The sequence below is a fragment of the Caballeronia insecticola genome (assembly GCF_000402035.1).
Lineage (GTDB): Bacteria > Pseudomonadota > Gammaproteobacteria > Burkholderiales > Burkholderiaceae > Caballeronia > Caballeronia insecticola.
On record NC_021288.1, the window covers coordinates 307873 to 325230 of the forward strand.

The following is a 17358-nucleotide window of genomic DNA, read 5'->3' on the forward strand; positions in this document are numbered from 1 at the left end:
AGCGCGTCATGGAGGAGACAGAGCTGACCCTGTGGGGCATGGGCACGGTACGTAATCTCAGAGTCCACTGGATGCTCATGGAGATGGGACTGGATTACACCTTCTACCCGGTACATCCGCGCAGCGGTGAAACCTACACGGATGAATTCCTGAAGATCAATCCGCGTCACAAGGTACCGGTGCTTCGGCATCGGGATGTCGTGGTCACGGAGAGCGCGGCCATTATCGGCTACGTCAGCGAAGCGTTCGCACCGCCGCCCGGCATCTATGTGCCAGCTAATCCGCAAGCGCGCGCCAAGCTGAACGAGTGGTGCTTTTTCATCATGACGGAGTTCGACGCGCACACGCTCTATGTGATCCGTCGCCATACGACGTTTTCGAGTCTCTATGGCGAATCGCCGACTGCGTGCAAGGCTGCGAAGGAATACTTCATGGACCAGTTGCGGGCGATCGCGCCGATGATCGACGACAACGGGTTCCTACTCGGCGGCAAGCTCAGTTGCGCGGATATTCTTCTGACCACGTGCATCGACTGGGCGATCGAATATAGCTTCGAGTTGCCGCCGAATATCGTCGCGTATCACGAACAGCATTCGAATCGTCCTGCCTACAAGGGCGCGTTCAGAAAGACATTCATGGATCCCGCAAGCATTCCCGATCTCATGCGCATCCCGAGATAGCGCGCGGATGTGCCTGCGGCAATCGGCTTATGGAAACGTGTCATTCATTGGAGAAGATGATGTCCGGACCTCTTAGCGGCGTCACCATACTGGATATTTCGACCGTGGTGGCCGGCCCGCTCGCCACCATGCATCTCGCCGATCAGGGCGCGAACGTGATCAAGGTCGAGCCGCCCGGTGGCGATATCAATCGCCGCAGTCGTCAGAAAGTCAGCGAAAACGGGCAGTTTTCCGCGCTTTTTATTTCGACCAATCACGGCAAGCGTTCGATTGCGCTGGATCTGAAGAATGCGGAAGCGATGGCCGCGTTTCGCAAGCTGCTTCTGAAAGCCGACGTGCTCGTGCAGAATTTTCGTCCCGGCACGACCGAGAAGCTCGGCATCGGCTGGGAAGATGTTCGCAAGATCAATCCACGCACGATTTATGTGTCGATCACCGGCGTCGGCGACGATGGCCCGTATGTACGAAAACGCATCTACGATCCGATGATTCAGGCGCTCTCCGGCATGGCCGACATTCAGTCGGAGCAGACCACACGACGCCCGCAGATGATCCGTACGATTCTCGCGGACAAGACGACTTCGATCTTTGCCGCACAAGCGATCACAGCCGCGCTTTTCGCGCGTGAAAAAACCGGGCTCGGTCAGCACATCAGGTTGTCGTTGCTCGGCACGATGCTGTCGTTCCTCTGGCCCGAAGCCATGATGCAGTACACGGTGGTCGGCCGCGAGAGCACCGCGGCCGCAACCAATGTAGGACCGGATCTCGTGTTCGAGACGCGCGACGGTTTCATGACGGTCGGAACGATTTCGGATGCCGAGTGGAAAGGCTTCTGCGATGCAGTCGAACGTCCCGAACTCAAGGAGGATGAGCGCTTCGCCACGGCTGAATTCCGCAATCTGAACAGCACCGAGCGCATCAACATCATGGCGGCGATTCTGCGTGAAGGTGAACGCGACGAGTGGCTGCGTCGTCTTGATCGCGCAGACGTGCCTTGCGCCCCCGTATTGCGGCGCAACGAGATCATCGACAACGAACAGGTCCGCGCGATGCATCTGGTGCAGACGCTCGAGCAGCCGTTCGTCGGCGAGGTGCGCCAGCCATCGCCTGCTGCGCGCTTCGACGATACGCCTTCTGCCATTCGCGGACCCGCGCCCGGTATCGGCCAGCACACGCGCGACATCCTGTCCGAAGTTGGACTGAGCGACGCGCAAATCGAAGGGCTGATCACATCGGGGGCGGCGCGAGCGGGCTGAGTTTTCCGCGCACGCGCTTGCGCTTGTACGTTTGGATTGGCTTGATCAACTAAGGAGCCTGGATATTGATGAAGATACTGATTCTCGGCGCCGGTGCAATCGGCGGTTACTACGGGGCGCGCTTGATCGAAGCAGGCGCAGACGTGACGTTCCTCGTCAGGCCGAAGCGCGCTGAGATCTTGCACGCGACAGGGCTTAACGTAAAAAGCGAACTGGGCAATTTCAGCGGGAAGGTGAGAACGGTCACGCATGACGAACTCGATTCCATCTATGACGTCATCCTGCTCGCGTGCAAGACCTACGATCTCGACGCCGCCATCGATCAACTCGCACCGGCTTGCGGCCCGCATACGATCGTTCTGCCTTTGCTCAATGGCATGCGCGCGTATGAACGTCTGGACGAACGATTGGGTCGGCGTCACATCGCGGGCGGCGTCGCGTATATCGCAACGATGCTCGATTGCAACGGCGAGATCATTCACTTCGGTTCGGGCGACACGTTGACCATCGGCGCGCGCGACGATGCGCAAGCCGAGATCATCGGCGCGCTGCATAGGCTGATGGCGACCACGCCGGGCGTCCGTCAACAATCGCCTTATGTCGTACAGGCACTCTGGAACAAATGGGTGATGATTTCGGCGGGCGCCCTCATGACTTGCCTGATGCGCGGCACGGTGCGCGATATTCTCGCGACAGACAACGGCTTTGCGTTGATGGAACGCGCTATGCGCGAGTGCATGCAAGTGGCGCGGCTGTCCGGTTATCCGTTGCCCGAGCACGCAATCGATGCGATGCGCGAACGCTTGCTCGATCGATCGTCCGCTTGGGCAGCCTCGATGATGCGCGATATCGATCAGGGACAGAAACGTCTTGAAGCAGAAGATATTGTGGGTGACATGTTGCGTCGCGGAGAGCGGCATGGCCTCGATATGTCGCTCGCGCGCAGTGCACATTGCCATCTTCAGGTGTACGAGGGACAACGTGCCGCTTCATGACGATTGACGCGGGCTCGGAGCTCAATCGTCGAATGCGCGCATTCCTCGCGCCACCGAAGGCCGCTTCATGGCGGCTTCATACCAGCGTCTTAATGCGGGCAACGCATCCCATTCCAGCTCACGTTCGTACGCGTGAACGATCGTGACCGCAGCGATATCCGCCAATCCAAACGTGTCTCCACCGAGGAACGCATTCTCCGATGCAAAGCGTTCAGCGAGACGAATCGCGTGCATCGCCCGGTCGTTCAGGATTCTTCTCGCAACGTTCGCGGAGTCTTCAGTGCGAAGCCAGAACGCGGCGTGGCTTGGCAAGATCACGTCCGTGAGAAAGAAGAAGAATCGCTCATGCGCGCGGGGGCGCGACTCGCGCGAGCCGAGCAATCTCTCAGGCGCGAGATCGGCAAGGTGGTACAGGATGGCGTTCGACTGTGTAAGGACCAGCGGTGCGTGCTCGGGGCCGCGACTGCGGTCGATCATGACCGGCACCTTCCCAGAAGGGTTCAATGCCATGAACTCGGCGGACTGATGCTCCTTCTGCTTCATATCGACGAGCCGGATCGTATAGGGAAGCCCGGCTTCCTCGAAGGCAATGGCAACCCGAATACAGTTTCCTGTGCGGGCACCGAACAACTCATAAGGAATGTGCGTCATGTGAACTCGCTTCGTGCATGGCGTTGCACGTATGTTGATTCGAAATAGCGAGAACAGTCAACGGCGTTATCTCATCAGCTTGCCTTGCCGAGATCACGCAGGCGTTTGCCGGCCATCAGATCGTTGCCGAGCTTTTCGAGCGATACGCCGCGAGTCTCGGGCACATAGAAGAACACGACGATCCCGAAGATCACGTTCAAGATCGCATACAGCACGAACGTGTTGGCTTCGCCGACCGTGGACAGCAGACTGAGGAACGTGGCCGCGACGACCATGTTGGCCACCCAGTTGACGAGCGTGGACACGGCGATGCCGAAGTCGCGTCCCTGCTGCGGTTGAATCTCCGAGCAGAGAATCCAGACGAGCGGACCGGCTGACATCGCGAATCCGGCGATGAAAAGCAGCAGTGCCGCGACGGCCAGACTCTGTGCTACGAGGCCCGCCACACCGGCATGCAGCAGAATCCCGAGCGAGCACATGCCGAATGCCATCACGGCGCAGCCCGCATAGAGGATCGGCTTGCGGCCCCAGCGATCGACGAAGGCAATCGCGCCGAACGTCGCCACGACATTCACGAGTCCGACGATGACCGTCGCCCACAATTGTTGCTCGTGCGTTGCGAAGCCGGCCAGCTCGAAGATGCGCGGCGCGTAGTACATCACCACGTTGATGCCGGTGAGTTGCTGGAACACTTGCAGCACGATGCCGAGCATCACCGAACGCCGAAAGTTCAGATTGCTGCGCAGCAGACTCCATCCACGTTGCGGGCGCGTGTTGTCCTCGTTGACCTGTTCGAGTTCGGCCTGAACGTCGGCCGGATTGCCGTAGAGACGTTGCAGCACGGCGCGTGCTTCGTCGCCGCGGTTTCGCTGAAGCAGCCAGCGCGGACTGTCGGGGAGGGCGAGTACGCCCATCAGAAAGAACGCAGCGGGGATTGCGATGACGCCCAACATCCATCGCCAGTCGGCGATATAGGAAAGCCCGATGTTCGACAGAAACGCGGCCAGAATGCCGACGGTAATCATCAGTTGATAGGTTGAGATCATGGCCCCGCGCACCTGTCGCGGCGCCACTTCCGACAAGTACAGCGGCGCGGTGAACGACGCCATGCCGACCGCGAGTCCGAGCACCAGACGCGCGGCGATCAGATGAGCGGGGTTGACCGCAAAGCCCGACCACAACGACCCCACGATGAAGAGCACGGCCGCGATCGCCAGTGCATAACGGCGTCCGAGACGATACGAGAGCCAGCCCGCGCCGAGCGCGCCGATCGCCGCGCCCACCATCATCGAACTGACGATCCATTCCTGCGAGCGGTCGTTCAGCACGAAGTGTTTCGCGATGAAGGGCAGCGCACCCGAGATCACGCCGATGTCGAGTCCGAACAGCAAACCGGCCAGCGCCGCCATGAGGCAGACGAATAGACCGTAGCGTTTGGATCGTGATTGGGTGAGGACAGTGCTGTCGTCGAGCGTGCTCATGTGAGATGTCTCCAGATTTGTTTGTTCGGACCGGTCGCGGCGGCTGGATGTCTTCGCTCCAAACGTCCCATCGGTGCTCATCATGATCGAACACGAGAATTAGCGCTGGATGAGTGCCGTTTTGAAAGGAAGAAGCCTTGCCCGACGGGCGTGCAAGGCAATAAAAGACTTCGCAACGAAGCCGACGATCGGCTCATTCGACGCTCATTCACGGGGCTTAATCTGCTTCACATCTTCTACCCTTCACCCGTTAAGGAGCACATCATGTTTGCACTTCTCTCTCATCTCCTCGGCAAACTCGTTTCCAGCGACGATGTCCCGTCGCACAACGCCTACCTCGCGTACGGCACGTCGTTTTGCAGTGCGATATCGCGCGATCAGAACGCCTTTGCGTCGGATCATTGAAGTCAGGAACAAGCGCATCCGCCAGATCAGGGTAAACATCCGGTACAGCAAGAAGCGCTTTTAAATGGTTGGTGTACGGAGTATATTTCTCATCAACCCGATCGACACTGATCGATTGATCGATACTGACTGGAGCGAGACCCCATGCAATTTCATCTCAACGGATTCCGCGTCGGAGACCCGACGATCGAGCCCGCCGCCGATGGCGCGCCGCAAGTCGATATGCCCGAGACGGTCGATGTGCTTATCGTCGGCAGCGGCCCGGCCGGGCTCGTGCTTGCCGCTCAGTTGTCGCAGTTTCCGTCGATCAATACGCGTATTGTCGAGCGGCGTTCGGGACCGTTGTTGATGGGACAGGCGGATGGCGTCGCGTGCCGGACCGTCGAGATGTTCAATGCATTCGGCCTGAGTGATCGTCTTCTGCGCGAAGCCTACTGGGTCAACGAGACCGTGTTCTGGCGCCCGGATGCGAACGATCGCGGCGCAATCAAACGCACCGGACGTGTTCAGGATACCGAAACAGGCATGTCGGAGTTTCCGCATGTCATCGTCAATCAGGCGCGCGTGCAGGACTATCTTCTCGATGTCATGCGCCGTTCCGCGCAACGGCTCGAGCCTGATTACGATCTCGAGGTCGTGAATGTTCAACGCGACGATGCGCACGCATACCCGGTCTCCGTCACGCTGCGTCGCACGGATGCGGCGCGGCTCGGTGAAGAGGTCGCCGTGCGTGCGCGCTATGTCGTGGGTTGCGATGGTGCGCGCAGTTGCGTGCGAACGGCCATCGGTCAGAAGCTTCATGGCGATGCAGCCAATCATGCATGGGGCGTGATGGACGCGCTCGCAGTCACCGACTTTCCGGACATCCGCCTCAAGACGGCCATTCAGTCCGGCAGCAAGGGCAATCTGCTCATCATTCCGCGCGAAGGCGGCTATCTCGTGCGCTTTTATGTCGATCTCGGTGAAGTGGCGCCCGACACGCGCGATGCCATCAAGCACACCAAGGTCGATCACATCATTCAGACCGCGCAGCAAATCCTGCATCCCTATACGCTCGACGTGAAAGAGGTCGCATGGTTCTCGGTGTATGAAGTGGGGCAGCGTCTGGCCGATCGCTTCGACGACGCCATTGCCGCGGACGGTTCATCGCGCGAGCCGCGCGTGTTCATCGCGGGCGATGCATGTCATACGCATAGCGCGAAAGCCGGTCAGGGCATGAACGTATCCATGCAGGACGGTTTCAATCTCGGCTGGAAACTCGGTGCGGTGCTTCGGGGACACAGCGGTATCGACCTGTTGCGCACGTATTCCGATGAACGTCAGCCGGTCGCGCAAGAGTTGATCGAGTTCGACAAGGAATGGTCCAGCATGATGGCCGCGCCGCCGAAAGATCCCAGCCGGCCCGAAGCCGGTGGCGTGGATCCCGCGGAATTGCAGGCCTATTTCGTTCGCGCGGGCCGCTATACGGCGGGCGTCGCGACGCATTACCGTCCGGGCGCGCTGACGGGCGACGCGACACATCAGGCGCTCGCGCGCGGCTTCACCATCGGCACGCGCTTTCATTCGTCGCCCGTCGTTCGTCTCGCCGATGCGAAGCCGATGGAACTCGGCCACGTCGCACGCGCAGATGGCCGCTGGCGCCTGTACGCCTTCGCCGACGCGAGCCGCAACGCGCTCGATGCGCTGTGCGAGCATGTGTCCTCGTCGCCGGATTCGATCCTGCGCTTCGTCGCGACCGAGCATGCGGATGCGGACAGCGTCTTCGATGTGCGTGCCGTGCTGCAACAGCCTCATCGCGACGTGCGGCTGGAAGACCTGCACCCGCTGTTGCTGCCGCGCAAGGGGCGTCACGGTCTCATCGACTACGAGAAGGCATTTACGAGTGACGCGGTGACTGATATCTTCGATGCGCGCGGCATCGATCGCAAGCAGGGCGCGCTCGTCGTGGTGCGCCCGGATCAGTATGTCGCGCATGTATTGCCGCTGAATGCCTACGCTGATCTGCATGCTTTCTTGCGGCCCATTTTCCGAACCACACGCTGACTTTCCGACGTCCAGAAATTGCCGATCCAACACGACGAGCCCGACGCGCTCTCCAAATTCACGGGCAGCCTCGTGCGCCGCGCCCAGCAGCGCCATGTTTCGGTATGGCTCAGCGAAGTCTCGGCGGAAATCACGAGCGTCCAGTACGCGGCGCTCGAAATCCTGCATAGAAAGCCGGGCGTCAATCAACGGCAACTCGGCGATGACCTCGACGTCGACCGTTCGACCATCGCCGATCTGGTTGCGCGCATGGTGCGTAACGAGCTGATCAAACGCTCCGACGATCCGGTCGACAAACGAAGCTATGTGCTCTTTCTGACGCCTGCGGGCAAGAAGCAGCTTGCGACGTTGCGGCCGCGTGTCGAGGAAGTCGAGCGCATTCTCACCGCGAGGCTGACGCGGGCGGAGCGGCTGGAACTGCGACGTCTGCTCGCCGCGCTGCTGCCGTCGGGCGAATAGTAGGACCGGGCGTCGTCATCGAATCACTCGGCGTGTGCGCGGCGTTTCGGTCCGCTTACGGCAGCCATTCCGGCACCTGACTCCATGGTTCAAACCGCGCTCGCCGTGGCGTCGTGCCACGTTGCGCGCGATATCGACAGCGCGCATAGACAGCGCGCTTGGCCGCGCATTATCCATTCCGTTAATCGCGTTGCACGACATCCGGGCAGTCGTTATACTGCGTCGGCGGTGTTTGGCCTGACCACTTCAATTGGCCTGACCGCACGACGAAATCGCAAGACGAATCGCAAGACGAAGCTCGAAGCACCTGTTTGAAAGCAAGACGTTGGCAACGGCCAATGCGCTAACAAGAGGCATGCTCATGATGATGTCGTTTCTCTCGCTCAGCCGGGGCGCTCGCCCCGCACACCCTCCGCATGCGCACGCGCGCACCGCGTTGTTCATACGCAATTGCCGCGCATCACGCCATCGGCGACACGCATAACGCTTCCGATAAATCGAACCCTCAGGAGACGACGAGATGTTCCGTAATGGAATGCTGGCCGCAGCCGGTCTGCTCGCATGCATGAGCGCGACCGCCGTGCACGCGCAAGTTGCCACCGGCGACACCGCGCAGAAAAAGATCGCGCTGTCCAACAGCTTCGCGGGCAACGCGTGGCGGCAGTCGATGTTGAAGAGCTGGTCCGCGGTATCGCAGCAGGCCGTCAGCGACAAGAAAATCGCCGCGGCACCCGCGTTCACGACCGCCGAGAATCAGGTGACCGAGCAGGCGCAGCAGGTGCAGAACCTCATCCTGCAAGGCTATAACGCGATTGTCATCGACGCGGTGTCGCCCACTGCGCTCAACGGCACGATCAAGAAGGCCTGCGCGGCGGGCGTCGTGGTGGTGTCGTTCGACGGCATCGTCGATGAGCCGTGCGCGTATCGCGTCAACTTCGACTTCAAGGGCTGGGCGGAGCAAGGCGTCGACTATCTCGCGCAGCATCTGAACGGCAAAGGCAATATCCTCGAAGTGCGCGGCGTCGCGGGCATCTCCGTCGACAACCTCATGCATGAAGGCGTGCTCGAAGGGATGAAGAAGCATCCCGGCATGAAACTGGTCGGCTCGGTCAACGGCGACTGGACGCAATCGGTTGCGCAGAAGGCCGTCGCGGGCATCCTGCCGACGCTGCCTCAGGTCGATGGCGTGGCGACCGAAGGCGAGATGTCGTTCGGCATCGCTCAGGCATTCAAGGCGGCGAACCGTCCTGCGCCGCCGATGATCATCGGCAGCACGTATCCCGAGCTGCAATGGTGGAACGAGCAGACGAAGAGCGGCTATCAGTCACGCTCGTTGTCGAATCCGCCGGGCGCGGTGAGTTTCGCATTCTGGGTCGCGCAGCAAGTGCTCGCGGGCAAGAAGATCCCGAAGGACGTGACCATCAACGTGCCGTTGCTCGCGATCTCGCAGCAGGAGTTGCCGGCGAAGCTCGCGGCCACGCCGCCGGGCGGTATCGCCGATGTGACGTACACGCTGCCGCAAACGGTCGCGCTGCTCGACAAGAAGTAAGCGCGCGTCCGCAGGCAATTCGACGCCACGCATGGAGGCAGGTGGATGGCCGCAACATCGAATGTGAGTGAACCCGGCACGCTGATTCGCTTCGAAGGCATCGGCAAGAGTTTCGGGCGCGTGCGCGCGCTGGCGGAGATCGATTTTTCGTTTTCGCAGGGCGAATGCGTGGGCATTGCCGGGCACAACGGCGCGGGCAAATCGACCTTGATGGCCGTGCTCGCGGGCGTGTATCCGCCGACGCAAGGCAGCATCGAGGTCGATGGCAAACCCGCGCCGCATTACGACGCCAACGCCGCGCGCGTGGCGGGCGTGCGCTGCGTGTTCCAGGAGCTGTCGCTGTGCTCGAACCTGAGCGTCGCGGAGAACATGTGCGTCGTGCATCCGAAGCTGCGCGGACGCGGCTGGCGCCGGCGCGCGACCGCGTTGATGCGCGAACAGCTCGAAGCCATCTTTCCCGGCAACGGCCTGAAGGGCAACGAACTCGTTTCCGATCTCACGCTTACGCAGCAGCAGATGGTCGAGATCGCGCGCGGCTTCACCGTGACCGACACGCCCGTGCGTCTCGTGATTCTCGATGAACCGACATCGTCGCTCGACGCCCACACCGCCGACCAGTTGCTCGCGTTCGTGCGCCGCGCGGCGCAGAGCGGCATTACGTGCGTGCTTATCACGCATATGCTGGGCGAGATCGAGCGCGTGGCGGATCGCGTGATGGTGATGCGCGACGGCGGCATCGTCGGGGTATTGGCGCGCGAGCAGTCGAGTCGCGAGTCGATCATTCAGGCGATGGGGCAGCATCTCGACGCCGACGCGACGCCCGGCATCGCGCGCACGCGAGCCGGGCACGATGGCGTGCGGCCGTTCCGCTGGCAGGTCGGCGCGGGACGAAACACGGCTATCGAGGCGGCGCGCGGCGAGATCGTCGGCTTTGCGGGACTCGCGGGGCAGGGACAGACCGAGGCGCTGCTGTCGATCTACGAAGCGGCGACGGGGCACGGCGCGGGCCGCGCAAAGGTCGCGTTCGTCGCGGGCGATCGTGGCCGCGACGGCGTGTTCCCCGTCTGGTCGATCGCGCAGAATCTCGACCTGCGCTGGCTATTCGGTGGCCCGAAACGGCGGCGCGGTCTCGTCGATGCCGTTGCCGCGCGCGAAGTGGCCGAGACATGGCGCGCGCGGATCGGCATTCGCGGCGCATCGATGAACGCGGGCATTCTCTCGCTGTCGGGCGGGAATCAGCAGAAGGTGCTGTTCGCGCGCGCGTTCGCCTCCGACGCCGATCTCATCCTGATGGACGATCCCACGCGCGGCGTCGATGTCGGCACCAAACGCGATATCTATCAACTCGTGCACGACGAAGCCGCGAAGGGTCGAACGTTTGTCTGGTACACGACCGAGAACGAGGAACTGTCGCACTGCGACCGCACTTACGTGTTCCGCTCGGGCGCCGTCACGCGCGTGCTGAGCGCCGACGAATGCACGGAGGAGAACCTGCTCGCAGCCAGTTTCCAGGAGCAGGCCGCATGACACCCACTTTCACGCCCGCCCGCATACAGGCGCGCTTGCGCAGCATGCTGCCCGCTATTTCGCTCGTGGTGGTGCTGGTGCCGATTCTCGTCATGCAGCCCGCGGTGATGAGCTATTTCGGTTCGAATCTGCTGCTCAATCTTGCCGTGCCGATCGTCCTCGCCACGCTGGCGCAGCTCGCGATCATCACGGTGAACGATCTCGATCTGTCGATCGGGCCGTTCGTGAGTCTCGTCGCGTGCATCGGTGCGACGCTGCTCGTGAAGCAACCGTGGCTCGGTGCGCTCGCGCTCGCCGGGTGCGTGCTCGCGTATGCCGCGGTCGGCGCGCTGATCGAGTTGCGGCAGATTCCGTCGATCGTCGTGACGCTCGGGCTTTCGTTCGTGTGGAGCGGCCTCGCGATCGTGCTGCTGCCGTCGCCGGGCGGCACGAGTCCCGCATGGCTCGGCGCCGCGATGAGCTATCAGACGCCTTTCGTCGCCGCACCGATCGTGTGGTCGGTGCTGATCGCCATCGTCGGACATCTGTTGCTGATGCGCTCGTCGGCGGGCGTGCGCACGCGCGGCGCGGGCGGCAATCCGCGCGCGATGCGCCGCTTCGGCTGGTCGCTCGTGCGCAGCAAGGCGACGCTCTATGGCGTAGCGGGCGTGTTCGGCGTGCTGTCCGGCCTGTCGCTGCTCGGCCTCACGACATCCGCGGACGCCAACCTCGCGCTGCGCTACACGCTGCTGTCCATCGCGGCCGTGATCCTCGGCGGCGGCGAGTTCATCGGCGGGCGCGTATCGGTGATCGGCGCGGTGCTGGGCGCGATCACGCTGACGCTCGCTGCGTCGTTTCTCGCGTTCCTCAATATTTCGGCGGACTGGCAGGTCGGCATGCAGGGCGCGATTCTGATCGTGGTGCTGTCGCTGCGCGTGTTGCTGCAACGCGGAGAGCGGCGATGAATCAGCGGACTTCCAGCGAGCGCATCGCCGACGAAGCGAGCCTGTGGACGCGGCTCAGAAGCATGCAGGCGCCGTGGGCGTGGTCGTTCGCGGGCGCCGTGCTCGTGTGGCTCGCGATCGTCGTGCTCTTCGGTTTCGGGATCGCGAGCAACGTCGCGCAGACGGCGCTGACCTACGGCGTGTTCATGGTGCTCGTCGGGCTCGGACAGATGCTCGTCATCACGTCGGGTGTCGGCAACATCGACTTGTCCGTGCCATCGACGATCGCGCTCGCGGGTGTCGTCGGCATGCACGTCATGCAGGCGCAGAACGGACTGATTGCGCTCGGCATCGCGGCGGCGCTCGGCGTGGGCGCGGTCGTCGGACTGGCGAATTACGCGCTGATCCGCCTGTTGCGCATTCCGCCGATCATCGCGACGTTGTCTTCGAGCTTCATCATTCAGTCGGTCGCGATCACACAAGGGCGCGGGCTTCCGCCGCCGCCGCCCGCGCTCGGCGCGTTCGCAACGGGCCGCGTGCTGAACGTACCGTATATCGCGCTGGTGGCGCTCGTATTGTCGCTGGCGCTCGCGGTGCTGCTGCATCGCGCGGTGTATGGGCGCAGGCTTTCGGCGATCGGCCAGAACGCGCGCGCGGCGTGGCTCGCGGGCGTCGATGTGCATCGCACGCGCTGCCTCGCTTACGTGCTTTCGTCGATGATCGCGGCGCTCACCGCGCTGCTGCTCGCGGCCGTGTCGGGCGGCGCGTCGCTCGATATGGGCGTCGAGTACATGCTGATCTCGATTGCCGTCGTCGTGATCGGCGGCACGCTCGTGACGGGCGGCAAGGCGACCATCACGGGCGTGTGGGGCGCCTCGATGTTCCTGTTTCTGACCAACGCCGTGCTCAATGCAGTGGGCGCGGATGCGGGCGTGCGCTCCATCGTGTATGGCGTGCTCATCATCGCGGTCACCGTGGCGGCCGGCGGCAAGACGCCGCGCTGATGCACCGCACATCAACCTGTCATCACATAAGGACGAGGAGACATGAAGTCCAGCGATTTCGAAGTGCACGATGCGCGTTTCAGGCTCTTGCTGCAGCCGAACGCCTTCCTGACGAAGCTGACCGGCGAATGCCTGTGGGCCGAAGGGCCGGTGTATTTTCCGGCGGCCGATCTGCTCATCTGGAGCGACATTCCGAATAACCGCATGTTGCGCTGGGCGCCGGGCATGGGTGTCGGCGTGTACCGCGCGCCATCGAACTACAGCAACGGCAACACGCGCGACCGCGAAGGGCGGCTCGTCAGTTGCGAGCACGGCGCGCGGCGCGTCACGCGCACCGAGCACGATGGCAGCATCACCGTGATTGCGTCGCACTTCGAAGGCAAGCGGCTCAATTCGCCCAACGATGTGATCGTGGATTCGAAGGGCACGATCTGGTTCACCGATCCCGACTACGGCATTCTGAGCGACTACGAAGGTTATCGCGCCGACAGCGAGATCGGACGCTGCAACGTCTATCGCGTGGCCGCGGACAGCGAGCACGTGCAACTCGTCAGCGACGACTTCGTCAAGCCCAACGGGCTCGCATTTTCGCCGGACGAATCGCGCCTCTATATCGCGGATTCCGCCGCATCGCACGACGAGAATGCACCGCGTCACATTCGCGTTTTCGATGTCACGAGCGACGGCGCGTTGCGCAACGGCCGCGTGTTCATCGCGATGCAAAGCGGCGTCCCCGACGGCCTGCGCACGGACGAACAAGGCAATGTGTGGACGAGCGCCGAGGACGGCGTGCATTGCTACGCACCGGACGGAACGCTGCTCGGCAAGATCCTCATACCCGAGGTGGTGGCGAATCTGACCTTCGGCGGCTTCAACAGAAACCGCCTGTTCATTGCCGCGACGTCATCCATCTATTCGCTGCATGTGGGCGTGAGAGGCGCGGGGCGCTGAGATACCCGATAAATCAGGAGACAACTCATGCATACACGCAAGCTGGTTTTATCGTTGACGATGATCGCGCTGTCAGCCGCAGCATCGACCTCGGCATTGGCGCAGGTCGCGACGGGCGACACGTCCTCGCTCAAGATCGCGCTGTCGAACAATTATGCGGGCAATAGCTGGCGTCAGCAGATGCTCAAGAGCTGGTCCAATGTCGCCGATCCCGCGGTCAAGCAGAAGGTTGTCGCGGCGGCGCCGAGCTTCACGACCGCCGAGAGTCAGGCGACCGAACAGGTCCAGCAGATTCAGAACCTGATCCTGCAAGGCTACAAGGCCATCGCGGTGGATGCGGTGTCGCCCACCGCGCTCAATGGCGTGATCAAGCAGGCGTGCGGCGCGGGCGTGACGGTCGTGTCGTTCGACGGCATCGCGACGGAGCCGTGTGCGTATCGCATCGCCGTGGATTTTCAGGGCATGGGCCGCATGCAGGTCGATTATCTGGCCAAACGTCTCAACGGCAAGGGCAACCTGCTCGAGATTCGCGGACTGGCGGGCGTCTCCGTGGATGACGAGATTCATCAGGGCATCGTCGACGAACTGAAGAAATATCCGGGCATGAAGATCGTCGGTTCCGTGCATGGCGACTGGACCCAGACGGTCGCGCAGAAACAGGTCGCGGGCATTCTGCCGACGCTGCCGCAGATCGACGGCGTCGTCACGCAGGGCGGCGACGGTTTCGGCGCGGCTCAGGCCATCAAGGCGGCCGGACGGCCCACGCCGATCATCATTCTCGGCAACCGGCAGGAAGAGCTTGCATGGTGGGCCGAGCAGAAAAAGACCGGCTACGAAACGATGTCGGTGACCATTCCGCCGGGCGCGTCGTCGTTTGCCTTCTGGGTCACGCAGCAGATACTGGCGGGCAAGAAGGTGCCGCATGACATCCGCATGCCGGTGCTCGAAGTCAAGCCGCAGGAACTCGACGCCGTGCTCGCGAAGACGCCGACCGGCGCGCTCGCGAACAAGGAATACACGCGTGAGGAAACGGTCGCGGTCGTCGACGGGAAGAAGTAACGACTGCGACCCGGTGGCGCGGCCTTTGCTACGACGAGAGGTCATCTTTCACAGGAGATCGATCATGACGATCCACAAGAACCTCTCGATGGTCATGCTGACGGCCGCGCTGCTCGCCAGTCGCGCGGCGCTCGCCGACGCACCGGGCGCTGACTGGATCACGAATCAGCAGGCCATACAGAAGCTCACCGAACAGGGCTACGCCAACGCCTACCTGAAGGCCGACGACGGTCACTGGGAAGGCGAGGCGACGAAAAACGGCCATATCTACGAGTTGCATGTCGATCCGCATTCGGGCGCGATCACGAAGAGCGAACGCAAGCACTGAGCTGACCGCGCCGGTTTGCTCCGTGCATACCATCGGATACTGGAAATTCGGGTCGAGATGAACAAACATTGAGAAGCGATCTGTCGCCAGACACGAGAACACATTCGACGATTCGGGCAGGCTCAACGGAGCGATACGGTGTTCGCAGCGATTCTCAATGGCCTTTTGCCGGTCGCTTTCGTCATCTTCCTCGGGTGGATGTCGGCACGAATCAAATGGCTCAAGCACGAGGACGCTAAAGTCCTGGCGACGCTCGTCATCAAATTCGCACTGCCGTTCGCGCTGTTTTCAGGCGCGGTCAGAACGTCGCCCGACAAGTTGCAGCACGCCGGCTTTGCGTTGACGCTGGCGCTGGGACTGATGGGAACGTACTTCATTGCGCTGTGCATCGGGCGCTTCGTCTTCAGGCATGATCTGCGCACGTCCACGATACAGGCGCTGGTCTGCGCGTTCCCGGACATGGCCTATTTCGGCGCGCCGATTTTGTCGGCCTTGTTCGGCCCCGAAGGATTTCTTGCCGTGCTGGTCGGCAACCTCATTACCAGCATCGTGATGCTGCCGCTCACGATCGTCCTGACCGAGAACACGGAGCACAGAAAGCCGAACGACACGGCTTTTTTGCTTTTTCTCCGAAGCATAGGCGGCGCGATCTCGAATCCGATGGTATGGCTGCCGGTACTCGGCATTGTCATCAGCATGGCGCGCGTGCCGATACCCGGCCCGGCGCTCAGGTCCGTCGATCTCATTGGCACGGCCGCAGGCGGCACTTCGCTGTTCGCGCTGGGCCTCATGCTCTACGGCGAACCTTTCCTGATCAACCGCGATGTTCTGACAAACCTTCTGCTCAAAAACTTCGGCCAGCCTTTGCTTATGTTTCTGGGCGCGGCGATGTTCGGACTCTCGGGTTCCATGGCGCATCAGACGATCGTGACCGGCGCCGTTCCGACCGCCACCGCCGCGGCGATGTTTGCCCTGCGCACTCAGACGTACACGGCGAATGCCACCGCGACGATTCTCATCAGCACCTTGCTCGGGATCGTGACGGAGGCTTTGCTGATCGCGGCGATGTTTCACTAACGCGCGAGAAGCCCGCGCTAACCGCTCGGCAATTGCCTTTGCGAGCCGTCCGGCACAACGTCGATGTAACGCTCGAAGCCATGCCACAGGCGACGTGCTTTTTCAGCCCGTCATGGCCACGAAGATGGGGGCTGTTGGGTCGTCCGGTAGGTCGTAATCGCGATGTCGTCTCGATCGCGTACGCCGGTTGAACGCGAATAGCGCAGAATAGATGTTTTCAGCGCCGTTAAACACGCGTGACCACCTTGCCGCAGAGCGATCCATGAAGAAAGGAAAGACCAAACTGACCCGTCACGATGCCGAACGGCTCTTCGAAGGGCTGCCCGCCTCCAGCGCGAGAGTGTCGAGCCGGCCCGAGAACCCGTTCGGAGACGACGCGCCGCAAGTTGCGCGACGAGTCGACGACGAAGCGAAACTCTGGAAAGACAACCTCATCACGCTGCCGCTTGCGATCGAGTTGCCTGCCGGTTACGAATCGTTGCCGCGTCTGCGCGAGGCGATGGTGCGGGCCTGGCGCGTGAAATGGATCAGGGAAACCACAAACGAGGTCGTCACCGACTTTCCCGAAGGCTGGTGTGCGGTTCGTCCGGAAAGCGGGCCTATCGAGTTGCGCGATCCGTCCGGCGTGGTTCGCGCCGTGTACGGATGGGCCAAAGATGCCGAACTCAGGATTCTGCCGCGCTATCTGGTCGAGTCCCAGTCGAACAGTACGAGCGGCTTAGGCAGCTTGCTCGTGCGCGATCGCGGTAACGGCCAGATCCTCGAACGATCGTCGAACTGGTCCGCTAAAACCGGTGTCAACCATCCGGACTGGACGCGGCTCTCGACGTGGCTCGGCGCGCGCTATCCGCAGCACCGCGATCCGCTGCGGTACTGGGAGGATTGCGAGGCCAACATGCGGGACTGAAGCTTTTCCGGGCACGCGTTCCGGAACGAAACTTCGTCGCCTTCGGGCATCGCGGGTTGCTCT

The 17358-nt window shown here is 62.1% G+C and carries 17 protein-coding genes; 15 read left to right on the forward strand and 2 right to left on the reverse strand.

The genetic code is table 11. The features are described from left to right. Positions 1 to 8 precede the first annotated feature (8 nt). The 3 genes from BRPE64_RS22240 (at position 9) to BRPE64_RS22250 (ending at position 2931) form a co-directional block, all read left to right on the forward strand. Positions 9 to 680, forward strand: coding sequence for a glutathione S-transferase family protein (locus BRPE64_RS22240; RefSeq protein ID WP_044042860.1), 672 nt, complete (start codon positions 9 to 11; stop codon positions 678 to 680). 59 nt (positions 681 to 739) lie between these two features. Then, positions 740 to 1936 (forward strand): CaiB/BaiF CoA transferase family protein, encoded by a 1197-nt coding sequence (locus BRPE64_RS22245; protein ID WP_044043053.1) that lies wholly within the window; start codon positions 740 to 742, stop codon positions 1934 to 1936. Between the two features lie 68 nt (positions 1937 to 2004). After that, complete coding sequence (locus tag BRPE64_RS22250) at positions 2005 to 2931, forward strand: ketopantoate reductase family protein (protein WP_016347116.1); 927 nt, start codon at positions 2005 to 2007, stop codon at positions 2929 to 2931. Positions 2932 to 2952: 21 nt separating this feature from the next. Here the strand turns inward: BRPE64_RS22250 and BRPE64_RS22255 are convergent, their stop codons facing one another. Both BRPE64_RS22255 and BRPE64_RS22260 read right to left on the reverse strand, forming a co-directional pair. Continuing rightward, positions 2953 to 3582, reverse strand: coding sequence for a glutathione S-transferase family protein (locus tag BRPE64_RS22255; RefSeq protein ID WP_016347117.1), 630 nt, complete (start codon positions 3580 to 3582; stop codon positions 2953 to 2955). A 74-nt stretch (positions 3583 to 3656) separates the two neighbouring features. Then, a complete protein-coding gene (locus BRPE64_RS22260; protein ID WP_016347118.1) occupies positions 3657 to 5147 on the reverse strand; it encodes a sugar porter family MFS transporter in 1491 nt (496 codons plus the stop codon). Between the two features lie 180 nt (positions 5148 to 5327). Between BRPE64_RS22260 and BRPE64_RS32980 the strand changes: the two genes are divergently transcribed. The 12 genes from BRPE64_RS32980 (at position 5328) to BRPE64_RS22315 (ending at position 17295) form a co-directional block, all read left to right on the forward strand. Continuing rightward, the gene (locus tag BRPE64_RS32980) at positions 5328 to 5468 is read left to right on the forward strand and encodes a hypothetical protein (RefSeq protein ID WP_016347119.1); all 141 of its coding nucleotides are present in this window, start codon (positions 5328 to 5330) and stop codon (positions 5466 to 5468) included. 144 nt (positions 5469 to 5612) lie between these two features. Next, positions 5613 to 7511 (forward strand): FAD-binding monooxygenase, encoded by a 1899-nt coding sequence (locus BRPE64_RS22265; RefSeq protein WP_016347120.1) that lies wholly within the window; start codon positions 5613 to 5615, stop codon positions 7509 to 7511. Between the two features lie 18 nt (positions 7512 to 7529). Next, on the forward strand, positions 7530 to 7970 hold the full coding sequence (locus tag BRPE64_RS22270) for a MarR family winged helix-turn-helix transcriptional regulator (protein WP_016347121.1): 441 nt from the start codon (positions 7530 to 7532) through the stop codon (positions 7968 to 7970). Between the two features lie 520 nt (positions 7971 to 8490). Further along, on the forward strand, positions 8491 to 9519 hold the full coding sequence (locus BRPE64_RS22275) for an ABC transporter substrate-binding protein (RefSeq protein ID WP_044042862.1): 1029 nt from the start codon (positions 8491 to 8493) through the stop codon (positions 9517 to 9519). A 45-nt stretch (positions 9520 to 9564) separates the two neighbouring features. Beyond that, positions 9565 to 11046 carry a sugar ABC transporter ATP-binding protein gene (locus BRPE64_RS22280; RefSeq protein WP_016347124.1) on the forward strand — a complete coding sequence of 494 codons (1482 nt, stop codon included), beginning with the start codon at positions 9565 to 9567 and terminating at the stop codon, positions 11044 to 11046. After that, complete coding sequence (locus BRPE64_RS22285) at positions 11043 to 11990, forward strand: ABC transporter permease (protein ID WP_044042863.1); 948 nt, start codon at positions 11043 to 11045, stop codon at positions 11988 to 11990. Before BRPE64_RS22280 ends, BRPE64_RS22285 begins: the two co-directional genes overlap by 4 nt. Then, a complete protein-coding gene (locus BRPE64_RS22290; RefSeq protein WP_016347126.1) occupies positions 11987 to 12973 on the forward strand; it encodes an ABC transporter permease in 987 nt (328 codons plus the stop codon). Before BRPE64_RS22285 ends, BRPE64_RS22290 begins: the two co-directional genes overlap by 4 nt. A gap of 42 nt (positions 12974 to 13015) precedes the next feature. Then, entirely contained in the window at positions 13016 to 13924 is a 909-nt protein-coding gene (locus BRPE64_RS22295) for an SMP-30/gluconolactonase/LRE family protein (protein ID WP_016347127.1), read from the forward strand. A gap of 27 nt (positions 13925 to 13951) precedes the next feature. Beyond that, entirely contained in the window at positions 13952 to 14983 is a 1032-nt protein-coding gene (locus BRPE64_RS22300; RefSeq protein WP_016347128.1) for an ABC transporter substrate-binding protein, read from the forward strand. Positions 14984 to 15047: 64 nt separating this feature from the next. Beyond that, on the forward strand, positions 15048 to 15311 hold the full coding sequence (locus BRPE64_RS22305; RefSeq protein WP_016347129.1) for a PepSY domain-containing protein: 264 nt from the start codon (positions 15048 to 15050) through the stop codon (positions 15309 to 15311). Between the two features lie 138 nt (positions 15312 to 15449). Further along, positions 15450 to 16388 (forward strand): AEC family transporter, encoded by a 939-nt coding sequence (locus BRPE64_RS22310; RefSeq protein ID WP_016347130.1) that lies wholly within the window; start codon positions 15450 to 15452, stop codon positions 16386 to 16388. Between the two features lie 262 nt (positions 16389 to 16650). Beyond that, positions 16651 to 17295 carry a hypothetical protein gene (locus BRPE64_RS22315; RefSeq protein WP_016347131.1) on the forward strand — a complete coding sequence of 215 codons (645 nt, stop codon included), beginning with the start codon at positions 16651 to 16653 and terminating at the stop codon, positions 17293 to 17295. The last annotated feature ends 63 nt before the right edge of the window (positions 17296 to 17358 follow it).

Bases quoted from the DNA above. Each gene is read 5' to 3' on its own strand.
- BRPE64_RS22265 (WP_016347120.1), top strand. From the start codon at position 5,613: ATGCAATTTCATCTCAACGGATTCCGCGTCGGAGACCCGACGATCGAG.
- BRPE64_RS22290 (WP_016347126.1), top strand. From the start codon at position 11,987: ATGAATCAGCGGACTTCCAGCGAGCGCATCGCCGACGAAGCGAGCCTG.
- BRPE64_RS22255 (WP_016347117.1), bottom strand. From the start codon at position 3,582: ATGACGCACATTCCTTATGAGTTGTTCGGTGCCCGCACAGGAAACTGT.
- BRPE64_RS22295 (WP_016347127.1), top strand. From the start codon at position 13,016: ATGAAGTCCAGCGATTTCGAAGTGCACGATGCGCGTTTCAGGCTCTTG.
- BRPE64_RS22305 (WP_016347129.1), top strand. From the start codon at position 15,048: ATGACGATCCACAAGAACCTCTCGATGGTCATGCTGACGGCCGCGCTG.
- BRPE64_RS22315 (WP_016347131.1), top strand. From the start codon at position 16,651: ATGAAGAAAGGAAAGACCAAACTGACCCGTCACGATGCCGAACGGCTC.
- BRPE64_RS32980 (WP_016347119.1), top strand. From the start codon at position 5,328: ATGTTTGCACTTCTCTCTCATCTCCTCGGCAAACTCGTTTCCAGCGAC.
- BRPE64_RS22285 (WP_044042863.1), top strand. From the start codon at position 11,043: ATGACACCCACTTTCACGCCCGCCCGCATACAGGCGCGCTTGCGCAGC.
- BRPE64_RS22300 (WP_016347128.1), top strand. From the start codon at position 13,952: ATGCATACACGCAAGCTGGTTTTATCGTTGACGATGATCGCGCTGTCA.
- BRPE64_RS22275 (WP_044042862.1), top strand. From the start codon at position 8,491: ATGTTCCGTAATGGAATGCTGGCCGCAGCCGGTCTGCTCGCATGCATG.
- BRPE64_RS22280 (WP_016347124.1), top strand. From the start codon at position 9,565: ATGGCCGCAACATCGAATGTGAGTGAACCCGGCACGCTGATTCGCTTC.
- BRPE64_RS22240 (WP_044042860.1), top strand. From the start codon at position 9: ATGGAGGAGACAGAGCTGACCCTGTGGGGCATGGGCACGGTACGTAAT.
- BRPE64_RS22260 (WP_016347118.1), bottom strand. From the start codon at position 5,147: ATGATGAGCACCGATGGGACGTTTGGAGCGAAGACATCCAGCCGCCGC.
- BRPE64_RS22250 (WP_016347116.1), top strand. From the start codon at position 2,005: ATGAAGATACTGATTCTCGGCGCCGGTGCAATCGGCGGTTACTACGGG.
- BRPE64_RS22245 (WP_044043053.1), top strand. From the start codon at position 740: ATGTCCGGACCTCTTAGCGGCGTCACCATACTGGATATTTCGACCGTG.